This window comes from Arthrobacter glacialis, assembly GCF_002909415.1.
Classification (GTDB): Bacteria; Actinomycetota; Actinomycetes; order Actinomycetales; family Micrococcaceae; genus Specibacter; species Specibacter glacialis.
Map to the genome: position 1 here is coordinate 260,491 of NZ_PPXB01000002.1, position 17,068 is coordinate 277,558.

At 59.7% G+C, this 17,068-nt stretch carries 12 protein-coding genes; 8 read left to right on the plus strand and 4 right to left on the minus strand.

What is annotated here, in order from left to right; all coding sequences use genetic code 11:
* Positions 1–176 precede the first annotated feature (176 nt).
* On the plus strand, positions 177–779 hold the full coding sequence (locus CVS28_RS03120) for an LPXTG cell wall anchor domain-containing protein (protein ID WP_103480602.1): 603 nt from the start codon (positions 177–179) through the stop codon (positions 777–779).
* A gap of 82 nt (positions 780–861) precedes the next feature.
* On the opposite strand, the gene sufU is transcribed toward CVS28_RS03120, so the two are convergent.
* The 3 genes from sufU to CVS28_RS03135 form a co-directional block, all read right to left on the minus strand.
* On the minus strand, positions 862–1,323 hold the full coding sequence (sufU, locus tag CVS28_RS03125; protein WP_103464304.1) for a Fe-S cluster assembly sulfur transfer protein SufU: 462 nt from the start codon (positions 1,321–1,323) through the stop codon (positions 862–864).
* Between the two features lie 5 nt (positions 1,324–1,328).
* Entirely contained in the window at positions 1,329–2,645 is a 1,317-nt protein-coding gene (locus tag CVS28_RS03130) for a SufS family cysteine desulfurase (RefSeq protein ID WP_243399664.1), read from the minus strand.
* Positions 2,646–2,817: 172 nt separating this feature from the next.
* On the minus strand, positions 2,818–6,465 hold the full coding sequence (locus CVS28_RS03135; protein ID WP_103480603.1) for a PKD domain-containing protein: 3,648 nt from the start codon (positions 6,463–6,465) through the stop codon (positions 2,818–2,820).
* A gap of 644 nt (positions 6,466–7,109) precedes the next feature.
* Here CVS28_RS03135 and CVS28_RS03140 point away from each other — a divergent pair.
* The 5 genes from CVS28_RS03140 to CVS28_RS03160 all read left to right on the plus strand — a co-directional run bounded on the left by CVS28_RS03140 (position 7,110) and on the right by CVS28_RS03160 (position 12,264).
* The gene (locus tag CVS28_RS03140) at positions 7,110–8,357 is read left to right on the plus strand and encodes a hypothetical protein (protein ID WP_133159032.1); all 1,248 of its coding nucleotides are present in this window, start codon (positions 7,110–7,112) and stop codon (positions 8,355–8,357) included.
* Between the two features lie 140 nt (positions 8,358–8,497).
* The gene (locus CVS28_RS03145) at positions 8,498–9,595 is read left to right on the plus strand and encodes a hypothetical protein (RefSeq protein ID WP_103480604.1); all 1,098 of its coding nucleotides are present in this window, start codon (positions 8,498–8,500) and stop codon (positions 9,593–9,595) included.
* An 8-nt stretch (positions 9,596–9,603) separates the two neighbouring features.
* Complete coding sequence (locus CVS28_RS03150; protein WP_133159033.1) at positions 9,604–10,464, plus strand: sulfotransferase family protein; 861 nt, start codon at positions 9,604–9,606, stop codon at positions 10,462–10,464.
* A complete protein-coding gene (locus CVS28_RS03155) occupies positions 10,461–11,357 on the plus strand; it encodes a Wzz/FepE/Etk N-terminal domain-containing protein (protein ID WP_103480605.1) in 897 nt (298 codons plus the stop codon). Before CVS28_RS03150 ends, CVS28_RS03155 begins: the two co-directional genes overlap by 4 nt.
* A complete protein-coding gene (locus tag CVS28_RS03160; protein WP_165788041.1) occupies positions 11,329–12,264 on the plus strand; it encodes a glycosyltransferase family 2 protein in 936 nt (311 codons plus the stop codon). The genes CVS28_RS03155 and CVS28_RS03160 overlap by 29 nt, the downstream gene beginning before the upstream one ends.
* A 220-nt stretch (positions 12,265–12,484) precedes the next feature.
* Here the strand turns inward: CVS28_RS03160 and CVS28_RS03165 are convergent, their stop codons facing one another.
* A complete protein-coding gene (locus CVS28_RS03165) occupies positions 12,485–13,462 on the minus strand; it encodes a sulfotransferase (protein WP_103480606.1) in 978 nt (325 codons plus the stop codon).
* Positions 13,463–13,733: 271 nt separating this feature from the next.
* Between CVS28_RS03165 and CVS28_RS03170 the strand changes: the two genes are divergently transcribed.
* Together CVS28_RS03170 and CVS28_RS03175 are read left to right on the plus strand one after the other, a co-directional pair.
* Positions 13,734–15,314, plus strand: a complete 1,581-nt coding sequence (locus CVS28_RS03170; RefSeq protein ID WP_103464297.1) for a hypothetical protein — start codon at positions 13,734–13,736, stop codon at positions 15,312–15,314.
* A 6-nt stretch (positions 15,315–15,320) separates the two neighbouring features.
* Positions 15,321–16,880, plus strand: a complete 1,560-nt coding sequence (locus tag CVS28_RS03175) for a lipopolysaccharide biosynthesis protein (protein ID WP_103480607.1) — start codon at positions 15,321–15,323, stop codon at positions 16,878–16,880.
* Positions 16,881–17,068 lie beyond the last annotated feature (188 nt).

Sequence of the window (17,068 nt, forward strand, 5' to 3'; positions counted from 1 at the left end):
AATTCTGCAGCGCAAAAAGTTCAGATTGTAAACAGTTCGTAACGGCAAGATTAAGAAAAAACATTAAATCCAACGAACTTGGTTACTGCCACAAACTGCTGATAGCCTCAAATAGGCTCTATGCCTAATCGGGGAAATATTGTCATTTCGCAAGAATTCTAAGTGGGGAACACTCAATGAAAAAAACACTCGCCAGCCTGGCACTTGCCGGCATTCTAACTCTCTCCGCGGGAGCGGTTGCAGCTCAGGCTGCACCTAACTACCCCGCCGAAGGCTCGGCCACGGTCTCAGAAACCACAGTGGTACCGGGCCAGGCCCTGACATTCGCTGGCTCGGGCTTCGCACCGGGTGAGACCATCGACGTCACTGTCACCCAGACCAGCGCCGTTGCCGGCGGAGCCATTGGCTCACTCGGCGGAGGCGTTTCCATGTCCAAGCCGCTCATCGTCAAGGCAGTGGCTCCGTCAACCTTCACCACCGTGGCAACGGCTGCCGGAACATTCTCGACTCCCGTCACCTTGAACGCCACGGGCACCTACACCCTGACGGCCGTTGGCCGCGTTTCCGGTAACCAGGCCTCTCAGGTAGTCAAGGTTGTCACCAGCCTTAACGCCGGTTCCGGCGCGGGCAACAACGTTGCAAACGCCGAAAAGGGCGGCCTGGCCAACACCGGTATTGACACCAGTGTTGTGATCTGGTCACTCGTTGGCGCCGGCGCACTTGCAGCCGGTGTTGGCACCGTGGTGGTTTCACGCCGCCGCAGCCGACAGAGCGCGTAACTAGAAGTACACATTTCCGGGTTCGCCCGGAAAGCAGGAAGGCCCGGAGCCATTGGCTCCGGGCCTTCCTGTTTAACTTGAACTAACTGGTCTGGTTCAGCGCGTCCTCGGCCGCAACCCAGGCCAGCATGGCGCACTTGACCCTGGCCGGGAATTTGGACACACCTGAGAGTGCTGCAGCATCGCCCAGAATTTCCTCGTCGGCCTGCAGTTTCCCGCGAGAACGCATCACCTCACGGAAGCTCTCAATCAAGGAATGAACCTCGGCTCGTTCCAGGCCTACCACCATTTCGCTGAGAATGGAGGCCGACGCCATGGAAATAGCGCACCCGTCCCCCGCCCAATGAATCCCGGACACAACATCATCAGCAGTTTCAAGACGCAGCGTGATCTCGTCTCCACAGACCGGGTTGAGCTGGTGGCACTGCCCCACATTCTCGGGCAGGTGCAATCCCTGCAAGTGCTCATTCGGCAGGTCGGCGCCATACCGGGCCTTGGACTGCTCCAAAATGATTTGCTGATACAGCGAATCCAACGAACTCATGTTGCTTATGCTCCGTTCACGCCGAAGTAGCCGCGCACCCCGGCCACAGCGGCCAGGAACGCGTCAACTTCTGCTGTGGTGTTGTACAAATAGGTGCTGGCGCGGGTCGAGGCGTTCAAGCCCAAGCGCCGGTGCAGTGGCTGGGCACAGTGGTGGCCCACCCGGACGGCGATCCCGGCGGCGTCAAGGTACTGGCCCACGTCATGTGCGTGGACGCCTTCCACCTCGAAGGAGGCCAGGCCTGCCCTCGGAATGCCCGACGCCGGACCCAAGACTCTGATGCCTTCGATGGCTTCCAGCCCGCGCACCATGCGCTGGCCCAGTGCCGCTTCCCACTCATGGATGCGCTCCATACCGGTTTCGCGCAGGTAGTTGGTGGCTGCAGCCAAGGCCGCGGCCTGAGAAATGGGCTGTGTGCCCGCTTCAAAACGCTGCGGGGCCGGCAAATAGCCAGCTTCTTCCATAGTGACAGTGGTGATCATGGAACCGCCGGTGAGGAACGGCGGCATGGCGTCGAGCAGTTCCGCACGCCCATAAACACCGCCAATGCCTGTAGGAGCCAGCATCTTGTGGCCTGAGAAAACGGCAAAGTCAACATCCAGCGCCTTCACGTCCAAGGGAAGGTGCGGGGCGGACTGGCACGCGTCCAGAACCACCAGCGCGTCCACCTCGTGTGCCATGGCGCTCAGCTGGGCCACGGGGTTGATGACCCCGGTGACGTTGGAAACGTGGGTGAAGGCCAGGACCTTGGTTTTTGCCCCAATGAGCGCCGCGGCGGCATCCATATCCAGGGTGCCGTCGTCGTGAATGGGAATGAAGCGCAAGGTGGCGCCCGTGCGGCGGCACAGCTCCTGCCAGGGGATCAAGTTGGCGTGGTGCTCCATTTCTGTCACCAGCACCTCATCCCCCACGGCCAGGGCAAACTTTTGGGCCGCGGCGGAAACCTTGCCCACGCTGGCGTTGCCAAAGGAGTACGCAATCAGGTTCAGCCCGGCGGTGGCATTTTGGGTCCACACCAGCTCGTTGTCATCGGCGCCAATAAACGCGGCAACCGTGCTGCGGGCGTCCTCAAAAACATCCGTGGCAGCTACGGCCAAGGTGTGGGCACCGCGGTGCACGGCGGAGTTGCGCTGCTCGTAGTATTCCTGCTCCGCCTCCATGACGCTGAGCGGATTCTGTGAGGTGGCACCGGAGTCAAGGTACACCAGCGGCTGGCCGTTGACTTCCGTCTCCAGGATGGGGAAGTCATTGCGAATGCGCAGAACTTCGTCATCACCCAAGGCCTGAGCGGATGGGTGGATGGGATGTGCATGTGATGCCACTGGCAACTATCTGCTCCTTAGCCGGTGCCGCAAACGTGGGACATAAATACGCCACGTTTCTATTCTTCTATTTTCGCACGTCTGCACCGTGCCCCGTCTCATCCGTGACCAGACGCACTTCAGGCCCTGCCGATTCCAATCGGCAGGGCCTGAAGGCTAACAACTAGGTTGGCTACGGAGCCCGGGCAATCACCACCGTCCCCATGACTGCAGCGGAAGACGCACTGTTTGCCGTCGCCCCCAAGCCACCCGCAGTGGATCCCGAAAGCGGAGCATTGCTGTCCGTCAGCAACCAGCTCATGTGCCCGGCGCCTGTGCCGGCACCGGTTTGGCGGACGCTGTCCCCGGCCGGCGCAACCCAGCTGGTGGTGGCGGCCGTCTTGTCAGCCCAGTAGGACAGTCCCCAGGAACCAGTGGCTGCAGCCAGGGTGGGCGTTGTGTGCGCCGCCCTGCTCACGGTTTCCGGTTGCAGGGCAAATGATGCTGCGGCAACCGTGGCGTTCCGGTAAGCGCTGACCACCAAGGTGCCGCGTCCATAAGCCGCTGTGCCCACCGTCATGACGGACCCCGCGTCTGCCGCGACGGCCACCTTAGAGTAGAACACGCCGCGCATCGAGGTTGTGGCCGCATTGGCAAACGAATCCCATCCTGCCGGCCCCGTCACTGCGACGGTGCCGGAGTTGGTGCTGAACGCAGCCACCAGAACATCGCCTGCTTGTACAGAGGCCGGAATGGTCAACGTGTGGGTGTTGGCCGATCCCGTGGCCGAGCTTGCGGCCGAGGCCACAAACGCGACCGGATTGGTCACCGGCGGATTGGGATCCGCAGCCACGGTGACGTTGGTGGTGATAGCCCCGGTGGCACCCTGGTTGTCGGTGACCGTCAAATTGACCGGATAGGTTCCGGCGGCAGCGAACGTGTAAGTGGTCACTGCCCCCGTTGCCGTCGCTCCAGCAGGCAAGACCCAGGCATAACTGCTGACCGTGCCATCGCTGTCGCTTGAACCGGAACCGTCAAAGGTGCATGCCAGGAACGTGCAGTCACTGGTAAATGACGCCACAGGTGCCACATTGGGTGGTGGCAGTTGCGCCACCGTCACATCGTGACTTACCGTCCCAGTCGCACCGTCGTCATCCGTCACTGTCAAGGTCACCGTGTACGTCCCGGGGGCCGCAAAGGTACGGGCAAACGTTGCACCCGTTCCTGTGCCGCCATCCGAGCTGGTCCAGGCATATCCTGCCACGGTGCCGTCCGAATCCGTTGATCCAGCACCGTTGAATGAACAGGCCAAGCCAGTACACGTGGACGCAAAGGCGGCTGTGGGTGCCTGATTGGGCGGGGGAATAACAGAACCTGTTCCCACCTTGTCAATCAAGGATTTCGCGGCCCAATTGGTGCCGTCCAACCCCGGACCACTGACAACGGTTGACGTGCCACTGACGGCACCGTTTCCAACCGAGTCTGCCCAGTTCATGGCGTTGAGATTCCCATCGGCGGAGGCCCAGTACAGCTGACTGCCGGCCAGGAACATGCCCCTGACGTTTGTCCAGCTCATGCCACCCGTTGGGCCCACAATCGTGAACCGTTGCGAGCCAACTATTTGGCTACTCAAATCGAAGTACCGCATGTAGAGGTTGCTCTGGCCCGTCAGCGTGTAGTAAATCCTGCCGTTGGAGTAGAACATGCCCGTCATCGACTGCATGTCTGCCGCAAAATTGGTCAGACCGTACAGGTTCAGTGCTGTGGGTGCGCCGATCTGGGTGCCGTTGAAGGAACGCTGCTGGAACTCGCCCGTTGCGGTGGCCAGATACAGGTTGCCGTTGGCCACGAATCCGCCGCGGACGTTGTCCCATGGAACGCTGCCCGTCACGGCCGCGGTGCTGCCCGAACCGGTTGTCCCATCGAAGTACAAGGTCTTCATCTGGTCCGTTTGGCCCGGAGGCGGTGCGGCTGCATCCAAATCAACAATCTCCAAGCCGTTGACGAGCGGGTTTTCCACCACGTGGTTGAACTCAATGTTCACATTTCCGTCGCTGGTGATGTCCCTGGACAGCATGGTTCCAACATTGTGACCAACGGAGGCGTTGACGTCGTAGTTCTGGAACGCCATCTGCCCGTCGACCCTCATGGAGAAGACACGTGAACCGTTCGCTGTGGTGCAGCTGCAACGGTCGGAGAGGTAAAGCCTCACCTGGACGTGCTTGCCAGCCGGTACAGGGAAGGACCACATCAGTTCCGGGTTGCCCTGGGCGTCCCACCGCTCCGTGGAGAAGATCGACGTCGGTGTTGTTGCCGGCACTGCGGCGGTTCTGGAGCCTACCGTGTCGTACGCGGCGGCATTGCCGGTGTTTCGGTAATTGCTTCCCGGAGGTGCTGTGTCACCGATCCAGTCCATTCCGCCATCAAGGGTGGGGATGGTCTCGCCACCGGCGTTCACCCGGTACAGGTAACGGGCGTCCAAGGGTGCGTTCAACGAACCGCTTTGCATGACATCCACCGGCAACGCCGGTGCACTGGCTGTGGGGATGGTAGTCCCGCCAGCCACCGGGAACATCGCAATCCGGGCCCGGTACAAGTAACGGGCAATCCTGTCGGTGTCCGAACCAACCCACAGTCCCTGCGAGGTGGCCATCATGTCAAAGACGCCGCGTCCGCGGTCTCGTCCCGGGTTCCAATCGATGGGCATGCCGTTGACGGAATTGAGGGCGCCAATGCCCTCGCGTTCCACAGCGCCCTGTCCCGCCCTATCGGCGGCGAACGGGTTGTTAACCCAACGGTTGTGCCCGCCGAAGTAGACTGTGCTGCCCGTGTTTTCCAGAGCGTAGATGCTGTCACCACCTGTGTAGTTAACCCATGTGGGCGTCACTGCAGCACCTGTCGCGTTGGTCTCCCAGCGTGACATGGTGTCACACAGGCTGGGTGGTCCACTGCCATAGCCACCCATGGATCCCAGGACAAAGGAATTCCCGTCGGGGGAAAAGTCCAGGTCGTTGAGATAGTAGGCGAAGACGGAGTAGCAGTTCGGCTTCCACTGATCGGTTGCCCAGTTTGCCACGGTGGCCGGATTTGTGGTCAAGTCAACCATGCCCACCTGAACCCGATCGAGCCCATTCATGGTGCGGAAGTTTCCGGTGACCACCATGGTGGCCCCGTTGGGGCTGACATCGAATTTGTGCACAAAGGTTGTTCCACCCAGGTGGGTGCCGGCAAAGGCGATGTTGACGTTGGCGCGCAGCGCCCCAGTTGCCGGATCCAGCTCTGCCAGACTGCTTCGAGGCACGTTGTTAATAGCGGTGAACTCGCCGCCAATGAACAGCCGCGTGCCCACCAATTTCATGTCATGGACCACGGCATCAATGAGCCCGGGATTGAATCCCGCAACTTTTGCCCCGTTGCTGATGGCCAGTCGAGTCACCTTGGTCACTGATGCGCCGTTGAGCGTGCCAAATTGGCCACCCACGTAAACGCTGTTGCCGTCAGCTGATGCAACCACGCTGCGGACAGTCGAGTTGAATTGCGGAACAAACGTGGTGCTGATTGCGCCTGTGTCCTTGTTGAACGCAACTATGTTGTTGCGAGAGAGCACGGCGCCGCCGGTGCTGGCTTGAACCTGGGTAAATTGCCCGCCCAACACGATCGTATTGCCGACTTGGGCGATCGAGAAGACCGTGCCGTCCAAGACATTGGGAGTGTAATTTACCGGAGTTGATCTGACTACTGTTGTAAGGGTCGCTTCTGATGCTGCCGCCATATTGGGAACTGTAAATCCCAATCCGGCCACCATCAGGACCGCCGCAAAGACTGCTATGTATCTTCGCATGGATATTCCTCATTCTTGAGATACGAGTCATCCCCACAGCACTCTGTGAGCCCGGCTCCACATGATTTTGAGACTTCTGAGACCGAGAAAAGACTCGGATGCATCATTATTACGTTCAATCAACGCCGGTGGGAACACTCCTTTGAGCCTTCCAATACTAGGAGTTAGGACAAAATTACTTGTGTCCCGATCCCTTACTACTGGGCACCGGCATATTTCGCTATTCCTGACGTATCTGCTCTTACCTTGGTGTGGACTGTTGGCTTGATCAGTTGGCCCCATTCCCGGTGTAGCCAGCCTGGGCAGGCTACTTGTTCCTGCGCCTGGGCTACTTGTCTATGGCCGTTTCATGGTTCACCCCTCCCCGAATGATTCCATCGCTACTAAGCTGTCGATCAGAGCAGCAATTGTGGACCGCTTTTCTACTGGAAGTGTTGGGGCGCATCTTGGGAACACCGTCGATGAATCGGCCTGGGCAGGCGTCGGCAACCGTGCCCCCCGGGCCCCACGGGCGTGGGCGCAGGGGCCGGCTGAGAGACGTTTTGGTCCACGCTTTCCACACCCCTTCTTTGCCTCTCATCGTGTTCATCGCAGGATTCCCTCTCTGGTGGGCACTGGGACTTGGCGTATTGGGGTTCCTGATCATGTCTATTCCCCTGGGCTACTATTTGTTGCGCCAACGCAAGATCCTTGTCCCGAGCGGGTTCGGTTTCTGGCTCCTGTTTCTGGCCGTGATTCTCATCGGTTTCCTGGTGCTGTGGACGCCTGTCCCCGGGCTGGTGGCCGAATCCGGTATTGCCCGCATTCTTCCGTGGGCCTACCGGGCTCTGTGGTTTGGCGCCGTGACCGTTGTGCTGCTCTTCATCGGCAACACTTCTGAAAAGCAGTTCCCCCGCAAATGGCTCATATTCCTCATGGGGTGGCTGTTCATCCTGACAGTCATTGGCGGGTATGCAGGCCAATTTCTGTGGCAGTACGAATTCCCATCTTTCCTAGAGATGATTCTGCCGCGATCCCTGCGTTCCAACGTGTTCCTCAACTCGCTCATCCACCCTGGTTTGGCGCAGATTCAAGACATCTTGGGATACCCCGATCCCCGGCCCAAGGCTCCCTTTGAGTATGCGAATTCGTGGGGCGCAAATTTTGGCCTGCTGCTTCCCTTCTACTTAATGACCTATAGATACACCCGCCATGCGGGGCACAGAATTGCCTTTGTCCTTGTTCTTCTCGCAGCAATCCCGCCGGTGATTTTTTCCCTCAACAGGGGGCTCTGGGCAGGATTGGGAGTCATGGCACTGGTCATCGTGGTGCGCATGGCCATTACTGGCAGGTGGTTTGCCGTTGTAGGTGCGGGCGCCACGGCCATCGTCTTGTACATTGGGCTGTTAGTTACTCCGCTGTGGGAGACCATCCAAACTCGTTTGGAGAACCCCCACAGCAACGAAGGACGCTCCAACCTTGCCGGCATCACGATGGAAACTGTCCTCCAGTACTCGCCGCTTATTGGCTTTGGTGCAACGCGAAGCCGTCAGGGAAACTTTTTTTCCATTGCATCAGGCGCCACCGCGGACTGCCACCAGTGTTCGCCACCGCAACTGGGCACCCAGGGGTCTTTTTGGTTCCTGATCTTTTGCACAGGATTTCTGGGCGCGGGTCTCTTTTGTGCCTTCATGCTCCGGCGCACCGTCCCCGTCATTACACGGAGCGATTCGTGGGCCACACCGTTGCTGTATCCAGTGGTCTTCTTCTTTTGCGTGCTCCCCGTCTATGACCTCATCGGTTCACCCCTGATGATCCTGATGATCACCCTTGGGCTGGTCTGGCGCTATGAGCAGGAGAAGAAAACACAGCTCGTGGCAGCCCAGCTTGCAACGGCCGAGGCAGTCCCATGACTAGACAGCGGTCAACCCCCATGCTTGAGGATCTGGTGCAAACCCTCGAATGCCTGTTTCCACAGACAGAAGTGGCAGTCGCAAGGGTAACTTCGGGCGCGCAGTCTTTCCGACTTGTCCCGGGGCGCCGGCATCCACGAATGCTGGTGTCTGCTGGCCACCGCTCGGCAGCCGCAGACGCCTTGGTCCGGCCAAGCGCCGGTGACACGTTCCGCACTGCGGCACCCAGACAACTCCTGTCAGCAATTCTGGCCGCAGGATTGGGGCCCTTCACCATGCCTTATGGGTTGACGCTGCATAAAAGTGCAGACGCTCCGGACTCAATTGCCGACTACTTGGCCGGGGTGCTGGGGCATCCAGTGCTCCTGTCCTTAACAGTGGGATCGGCGCGAGCCAATCGCAAACCGATCCTGAATGTACATTCACCCTCCGGCGCCGAAGTGGGATTCGCAAAGATTGGCTTGAATGCGCTGACCAATCAGCTCGTCAACAGGGAATCCGTGGTTTTAGACCAGTTGGCGGGGGCAACGAGGGAAGCATTTACGCTCCCCCGCACCCTTCACGCGGGATCATGGCGGGGCAACAGCGTGCTGCTGATGAGCGCGTTGCGACCCGACAAGCGCCGCCAAGGAAGCATCCCCCATGAGGCTGCCGCAGCAATCATGCAAAGCGCCCCGGTGGACCACTCACCCATAGCAGGAAGTCCGTGGCTGGCCATGCTGGAGCAGCAGCTTGCTCCCCTTCACACTGTGCCGGGGAATCGGCTCCCGGCTCTCCTTGACCACTATCTTCAGGTTTTTGGTGATGTGGAGATTCCCTTTGGTGCATGGCACGGCGACTTCGGCCCCTGGAACCTGGCGCACACAGCGTCGGTGCCCATGATTTGGGATTGGGAGCGGTATTCGGATCCGGTGCCGGCCGGAATCGATGTGGTTCACTACACAGCCCACCAGAAACTTCGCCTTCGCGGTGACCACGCCGCTGCCCGCAGCACCCTGGAGGGCGTCAGCACCGACGCGGTCGCCAAGAATTTGGCGAAGTCGGCGTTGTTGGTCCATCCGCATCCACAGCAGATCCGGGCAATTCTGATCGGCTACCTACTGACCATAGCCACACGATTCACGGTGGACGGCCTCTCCCCTGAGGGTGCTCCTGTGCGTGCCTTGGCAGATTGGCACCATGACCTCATAGAGGACCAATTACAACGGAATTCTTTGCTGGGACGCCAGAAGAAATGAGACCGACCATGGAAACCATCACCCAAACAATTCGCCAGACTGCCCGCGGCGGGGCACGTTCGGTGGTGACCGCCGTGGGCCAGCTCAGCGCCCCCATGCGCATGAAACCCACGTTCATCATTGCCGGCGCCCAACGATGCGCCACTACCAGTATTTTTCGCATGCTGGCCCAACACCCGCAAGTTCAACCGCCAGCCCTTAATAAAGGCATCCACTACTTTGATACGGCAGAGCGCTTCCGCCGCGGGCCAAACTATTATCTGGGGCATTTTCCCCTCAACACTGCCTATCGCCGCCCACCACGCATCACCGGCGAGGGAAGCCCGTACTACCTCTTCCACCCACTGGCAATTTCACGCATCGCCGCCCAACTCCCCGAGGTCAAGCTGCTGGTGCTTTTGCGGGATCCTGTTGAGCGAGCCTTCTCCGCCTACAAGCAGGAAACAATGCGCGGATTCGAGGACTTGACGTTCGAGGACGCGCTCAAGGCCGAAGGTGGCAGGCTGCGCCACGAAGAAGAACGTATTGTCACGGACCCCGGTTACCAGTCATTTTCACACCAGCACCATGCCTATGTGGCCCGAGGCAGGTATGCCGTGCAACTGGAGAGGGCCTTTTCCATCATGGGACGTGAACGGGTCATGGTCATTGACGCCGACGACTTCCTTGTGCCGGGGTTGCCCCACTGGCCGGCCTTGACGGACTATCTTGGCATCTCGCCCTGGCGGCCCGCCGACGTCATCCGCGCCAACGCCAGGCCCAGCGACGCCATGCCGGCCAGTCTGAAGGACAGGCTTCGTGAGCAATTCCAGGACGACGACGTGCAGCTCACCAAGCTGCTGGGCCATGTTCCGAGTTGGCGTCGATGACCGCCCCGTCCCCACCGCTGGAGCATCTGCACCGCGGCAGCGCCCCTCCGAGGCAGAAGTCCAAGAACCTGTATTTCAGTGACTACGTGCAGTTTGTCCGCGCGCATTGGCGCATCATTGGCTCCGTCTTTCTGGTGTGCCTGGTGGGGGGCACGGCGGCGCAGTTTATTGTGCCGGCAAAATTCAAGGCCAGGACAGACATTGTGGTGGTGGCAACCACCAATTTGTCGACTGCGGGAAAAGACCCGCAGGACGTTTCCATCGATTCGGCCGTGCAGGTGCTGCTCTCTGACCAGGTCCTGGGCCAAACGGCGCGCGACCTCAACTACCCGGGCCGTTCAAGCGGCTTGCTGGAGGACTTGTCCATCTCCCCACTGATCAACTCCCGCATTCTCCAACTGAACGTTTCAGCCCAAACTCCCCAGCAAGCACTGTCTGCGGTCTCGGTGCTTGCCCGTAATTTCATGGACGCCCGGCAGAAATCGATGAACATCGCCCAGGAAGCTCGGATCCAGGCCATTAGGGCCCAGCTCAATGCTGTTACGGCGTCCTTGGACGTTTCCACCGCCTCGGGACAGCTACAGGGTGTGTCCTTTGATGGGTCAAACCGGGCCTTGACCCAGTTGCAGTCCGATTTGCAAGCCGAGCTGATCTCCCTCAGCGTGATCGAACCGGCCGCCGGCTACATTGTTCACGCCGGCACGCTGCCCACCTCAAGCACCCGCCCCGGGTTCGTCATCAGTCTTGCCTCCTCTGCCGCCGTCGGAATGCTTCTGGGCTGCCTGGCGGCCTATGCGAGCAGATTCCACCGCACCCACGCCGCTGCACACCTTGTTCCTCGCAGCAACCGCCGAAAGGACCTCCGTGCCAAATTCACCAGTGGCCACCCCTGACCGGGTGGACGTAATTGTTGCAACCCATGACCGCCTGGAACTTCTCAAGAAAACCATCCAGTCCATAGTGGATCAGACATATTCGGGCCACATACGCATCACCGTGGTGTTCGATGCCAGTCCGCAGCTCTCCGAACTGGAGTTTTCCACGCCGTCGAGGGAATTGAGAGTTTGCGGAAACTCACGCACCCCGGGACTCCCGGGAGCCCGGAACACGGGCCTGCTGGCAGCGACTGCCCCGATCGTCGCCTTCTGCGATGACGATGACACTTGGCGGGCCGGCAAACTGGAAGGGCAGCTGGCCATGCTTGCCGCCCACCAGGCAATAGGCTGCGTTGGCGGCATTGAGGTCCATTTCGGGGACAGGGCACATGTCCGCATCCCCGACGCCCACGTGGTTACAGCCCAAGCACTGTCCGGTAGCCGGCTCACAGGCGCCCACCCGTCCACGTACCTGTTTGCCCGCGAGCCTTTGCTCACCAAGGTGGGGCTAGTGGATGAGGCCCTGCCCTACGGGTATGGGGAGGACTACGACTACTTGATGCGTGCGTGCGCGGCGGGGGTGGTGGTGATACTCCCCCAGGTCACCACTGACGTCTTGTGGCATCCGCAGGGCTCATACTTTTCCCAAAAGTGGCAGGCCATGGCGGACGGCCTGGAGTACCTCATGGTCAAACATCCCAGCCTTGCGGCAAACCGCAACGGTACTGCCTGGATGGAAGGCCAGCGGGCCTTTGCGCTGGCTGCCCTGGGCAACCAGCGCCGAAACGCCATGAAGACAGCATTCCGGTCCATCCGCCTAAGCGCCAAGGAACCGCGAGGGTACATTGCCATGGCCGTGGCCCTGCATCTGGTGAAACCCAGCTTTGTGGTCAGGACACTCAACCGCAGGGGGCGCGGCATTTAGCGGTCCGTCTGCGGCGTTAGTGTCCCGCGCCGTTAATTCGTTTTAATAGTCTTCCCAGTGATTCGAGGATCTCCACGGCGGTCTTCGTCCAGATAAATGCCAGCGGCCACCGGCTCCCCTAAAGCAACGCGAGGAACCCGGCAGGACTGTTATCCCATGGACTACTTGAGTGCAGCGGCACTGACCCTCGCAACCCATCACACAAAACTGAGACACACCGCTAGTTGCGGCGTAGCCCGTAGGCCAGGCGGAGCGGAAAGCTAAGAATTCCGGCAACACGCCGATCCCTCGGCGGCATGGAGACCATCCATGCCGAGTCCGCCTTGATCTGGAGCGTTCCAGTGCGCATCCTCATCGGATTCCCCGCAACAGTGTGGTGGGCTGACAAGTGCACCTCACTTTTTTGGATGTGCTCGGTGTCCCCGGCCCCCGGTTCCAGCCCGGCGAACCGCAAAATATCATCCACCACCTGGCGCGGGGAGGCCATGAAATCTTCGTAGTGAACAGTCTTAACATCCACATTGAAAAGGTTGAGGGCATGAAACAACACACCATAAAGTGTCCAGTTTGCCACCGCAGAAACAGTGGAATAGCGTGGCATTATTTCTCCCGCAGATCCCGTTTCGGGACGGGTGACCACCTTGGACCAGGAATAGGCCACTCCGCGTGGGTCCCGCACCACCAAAACGCATTTAAGATTGATGGCTGCGCGTCGCAATAAATAGGCATAGGCCGGGTGCTTGCTTGAATCAACTATCAGGCGGGCAGCCGAGGTTTCCACGACCGCGTCGTAGAGGGCATTGACCCGGCCCAGCAACCGATCACGGCGAACCCTGCGGTTCGCCGGAGTCAGACCAGTGATCAATTCGAGCAGGTACCTGTTCCGAACCACTGTGGTGCGATCGCCAACGGCCTGCTCAACGTCGACGTGATCCCATCCGCCGTAGGCACGCTCGCCAACGTCGAGCCAAAACGGGCACTGCGAAAAGGGCAGGGAACAACCGCAAAGTTCGTCATCGCGCAGTCCCCTCTCCCACAGATGCAGCACCTCACCTAAGCCAACAACGCCCCGGGATTCGGCCAGGCACCGTTCCAAGAGGGTTGAACCGCTCCGGCCAAACCCTCCGAGCATCAAGATGTTTGGCCGATTTCTTGCACCGCCAGTGCCAGAGGCCGGTGACGTTGACGAATGGTTCATGTAGCTACCTCCACCACGTTGTGGGCTTGTGGCTCAAACTCATAACGACAGTCTTCCATTACATGTCAAGACGCTGCGATCCGCTCAACTGGACAATTTGGGGAACTGTTGGTGAGGTGAAGGATTTTCCGACAATTTGCCCAATAATGCTACGCATTTCCAGACCCCCTATGCAATGATGGGCAATACAGCACTACTGCGTTTCAAGCCACGGTTATTCAATCCAAGGTGAACAATGTTGAATGAGCTAGCACCGCGTCAAAGCTTCTTCGTGAGGGCAATACAGCATCACTGGATTTCCGCTGTAGCCGTTTTGACCATCGGCGTTCTTGTCGCCATAGGGTTCCTTGCGCAGGGCAAACCGGCCTATTCTTCCACGAGCATAGTTTTCCTGGATCCGCTGTCTGGAAACCCCTTTTCACCGACCACACCAGCGTCCCGCACCGAACAGTTGGCCGCCCTCACCACTGAGGCCGGCCTGGTGTACACGGATGCTGTCATCGAAGCAGCCGTAGCGATTGGTGCCTCAACCGGCACCGCGCTGGGACCTGAAATGCGCAGTGACATCCTCACCGAGGTGCCATCCAACTCCACAGTGGTGCAAATCACCTACACCCAGCCGAACGCCAGACTAGCGCAGGCCGGCGCGCAGGCTCTTGCCGAGGCCTACCTCGCCTATCGCAGGGATCGCGCTGCGAGAGTTGTGGCCGCACAGACAGAATTGCGCAAGCAGCAACAGACCTCAATCGAGCAGCTCCTGGCCGAGGCCTCCAACCGTCTAAACGCCGCCAAAATTCTCAATGTTGATCAGGCCCAAATACTGGACCTCCAGCAGCAGGTCACCCTCTATGCAACACATTTGGCCACGGTCAATGTGGATCAGACCGGAGCCAACGCCACCTCGATCACGCCAGGGGACATCATCAGCCCGGCCAGCCTGCCCGTGACGAAGGATGGCGTCAACCCGCTACTCATTGCCCTGGCCATCGTTTTGGTGGCGGCAGCCTTTGCCGTAATGGTTGTCTTGGCCCGGGAGAACCTCGACCAAAAGATCCGTGAGCCCGAAGACATAGTCTCAGCCGGCGTCGAGCCCTTTAGGGGGAGCATTAGACGCTGGAGCTCAAAGGACGCACCCGTTGTGGACATGGAGGGCTTGCGGCAAGTGGCAAACGTGATTGCCGCCTCCGAGCCCAGTAAAAAGAATGTCTTGTTTCTTGCCGGTACGCCAGCCGGGACGGACACATTCTCCATTGCGTCAGGGCTGGCAGCAGCCTTCGATGAAATCGGCACCACCACAGTGGTTGTGGGCACCGCTGAAAGCGACGGCGGCGAAACAGGTACGGGGGCCAAGGTTCTGGGGCTCACGGATATTCTTGCTGGAGACGCACCCCTGGCGGACTGTTGGGACCTGCTGAAAACCGATGGCAACCATTCCACCTTGCCTGTCGGCACCCAAGCCGAGCTCTTGGCCACGCTGGTCCAAGGCCCACGGTTGACAACAGTGTTTAAAGCCCTCAGCGAGAAGGCACTGGTCATCGTTGCAGGCCCTTCACTTGACTCTGGTGCCGGGATTGCCATGGCACGCCATGCCCGTGAAGTTCTGTTGGTTGTAGACGGCGGCACCGCTTCGGTTGCGGACCTGGCCCGGGCCAAGGGGACCCTACTCCAGATCCACGTTGAGCTTGCCGGAGCCATCCTCTACAAGCGGCCTAGCCGGAAGGCAATACGCCTGCGGCGCCGCCCAGCGGCGGCAGCTACGGACGCCGCTGAGGGGCCCACGGACACGCCGCAGTCCGCGGATGACGCTGCAGGGAGCGCGTCCCTTGAAGTGGTTCACGAGCGCCGCGGCTAGAATCTTGTGAGTGATTCCGCTGACCGGCAACAAATTTCGCCAACCCAGCTGCCGCCGCACCAAGATCAACACCAGCAGGATGCCGGAAGATCCCTGAAACGGATCGCGCGCTCCGGCGGTGCCAACCTTTTGGGGTCAGGCCTCTCGGCCATCGTCGGATTCGCCCTCATTGTCCTGATTTCCCGGCGCTGGGATCCGGAAACGGCGGGACTCTTTTTCGCTGTGTCGTCCATCTTTTTGATTGCCGTGGCAGTTTCCCAATTGGGAGTTGATCAAGGGTTGGTGCGCTTTCTAGCGTGGAACACGGCCCGGAACCATACCTCGGTTAACCGACACCTGGTCAGAAACGGCGTCACCGTTTCGCTCTGTGCGGCCACCTTGCTCGTGGTGGCCGCCGTCGTCTTCTCCAGGCCACTCGCCGAGCTGCTCCGTGGTGGACCGGCTTCGGAGCAGACCATGGGCATGGTGGTGGTCTTTGCCGTGGCCTTGCCAGTTGCCGCCGGTTACGAGCTGATGCTGGCCATTACGCGCGGGTTCTCCCATATGGGCCCCACCATCTTCATTGAACGCCTGGTGCGCCCGCTCGTTCAGCTCGGTGCCGTTCTTGCTGCCGCCTTGAACCATGCAGATTTATTGTGGCTGGCTGTCGCGTGGACGGGGCCGTATGTGGTGTCCCTGGTTTGTGCCGCAGCCGCCGTTGCACACATTGCCCGCAAACGGCCCGGGATACTCGGGAAGGGAGCACGCTCCACGGATCGCGCAGCTCGAGGCGAATTTTGGCGGTTCACCATTCCCCGAGGGCTATCCCGCATGGCCCTGGTGGCCTTGCAACGCGCGGACATTGCCCTAGTCACCATCCTTGCCGGGCCGGCTGAGGCGGCGATCTACACTGCGGTTACCCGATTCCTGGTTTTGGGTCAGCTGGCAAACACGGCCATCCAGCAAGTCAGCGAGCCGCAATTGGCCCGCTTGCTGGCCAATGCGAATATTGCTGGAACGCGCAGGGTTGCCCAAAAGTTGACGCTCTGGTCCGTGGCACTGACCTGGCCCATCCATTTGACCGCGTTTGTGTTCGCCGATGTTGTGCTGGGCACGCTCTTCGGCCCTGATTATGAGGAAGGATCTTCGGCGCTGCGCATTCTGGCGCTCGCCATGCTCTTCTCGACGGCCATGGGCCCCGTGGACACCCTCTTGAACATGGCAGGGCGGAGCACCCAGTCATTGGTCAACACCACCACTGCCTTGGCGTTTGATGTGGTGGGCTGCTTGCTGTTGGTGCCCCACTGGGGAATTTTTGGAGCTGCCACGGCTTGGGCGGGCGCCATCTGTCTGCGAAACATCATGTGCTTCTTCCAAGTCCGGAAATCAGTGCACGTTACACCGGTCTCCCGTGCTGCGGTGTTCATGATCTTCGCCACCACTGTGATTTTTCTTCTGCTGCCAGTTCTGGGGCGGATCCTTTTGCCCGCCCAGATCCCTTTTCAGGCGTCGATTCTGGGCATCTCATGCCTCTTTTACGCTGGGCTTCTTGGCGTGAAAAGGCGCATGATTTCACCGAAAACATAGCCAGCCATACAGCAACAGGCGCCTCACGTCCAATTTACGTGATCCATGACTTTCGACTAGGCTCTTGTAACGGTTATGTAACTATTATTGCGGTTAGCTTGGTGGCTGGGGCCAATCTAGCAGCCGAATTGGAGTTCAACGTATGACGAACCAATCTTCGTCAAGTCTTTCACTCAGCTCACGCCATG

What these genes read in the sequence shown, in the direction of transcription:
- CVS28_RS03150 (WP_133159033.1), top strand. Translation starts at nt 9,604, where the DNA reads ATGGAAACCATCACCCAAACAATTCGCCAGACTGCCCGCGGCGGGGCA.
- CVS28_RS03135 (WP_103480603.1), bottom strand. Translation starts at nt 6,465, where the DNA reads ATGCGAAGATACATAGCAGTCTTTGCGGCGGTCCTGATGGTGGCCGGA.
- CVS28_RS03140 (WP_133159032.1), top strand. Translation starts at nt 7,110, where the DNA reads ATGTCTATTCCCCTGGGCTACTATTTGTTGCGCCAACGCAAGATCCTT.
- CVS28_RS03145 (WP_103480604.1), top strand. Translation starts at nt 8,498, where the DNA reads ATGCTGGTGTCTGCTGGCCACCGCTCGGCAGCCGCAGACGCCTTGGTC.
- CVS28_RS03120 (WP_103480602.1), top strand. Translation starts at nt 177, where the DNA reads ATGAAAAAAACACTCGCCAGCCTGGCACTTGCCGGCATTCTAACTCTC.
- CVS28_RS03155 (WP_103480605.1), top strand. Translation starts at nt 10,461, where the DNA reads ATGACCGCCCCGTCCCCACCGCTGGAGCATCTGCACCGCGGCAGCGCC.
- sufU (WP_103464304.1), bottom strand. Translation starts at nt 1,323, where the DNA reads ATGAGTTCGTTGGATTCGCTGTATCAGCAAATCATTTTGGAGCAGTCC.
- CVS28_RS03165 (WP_103480606.1), bottom strand. Translation starts at nt 13,462, where the DNA reads ATGAACCATTCGTCAACGTCACCGGCCTCTGGCACTGGCGGTGCAAGA.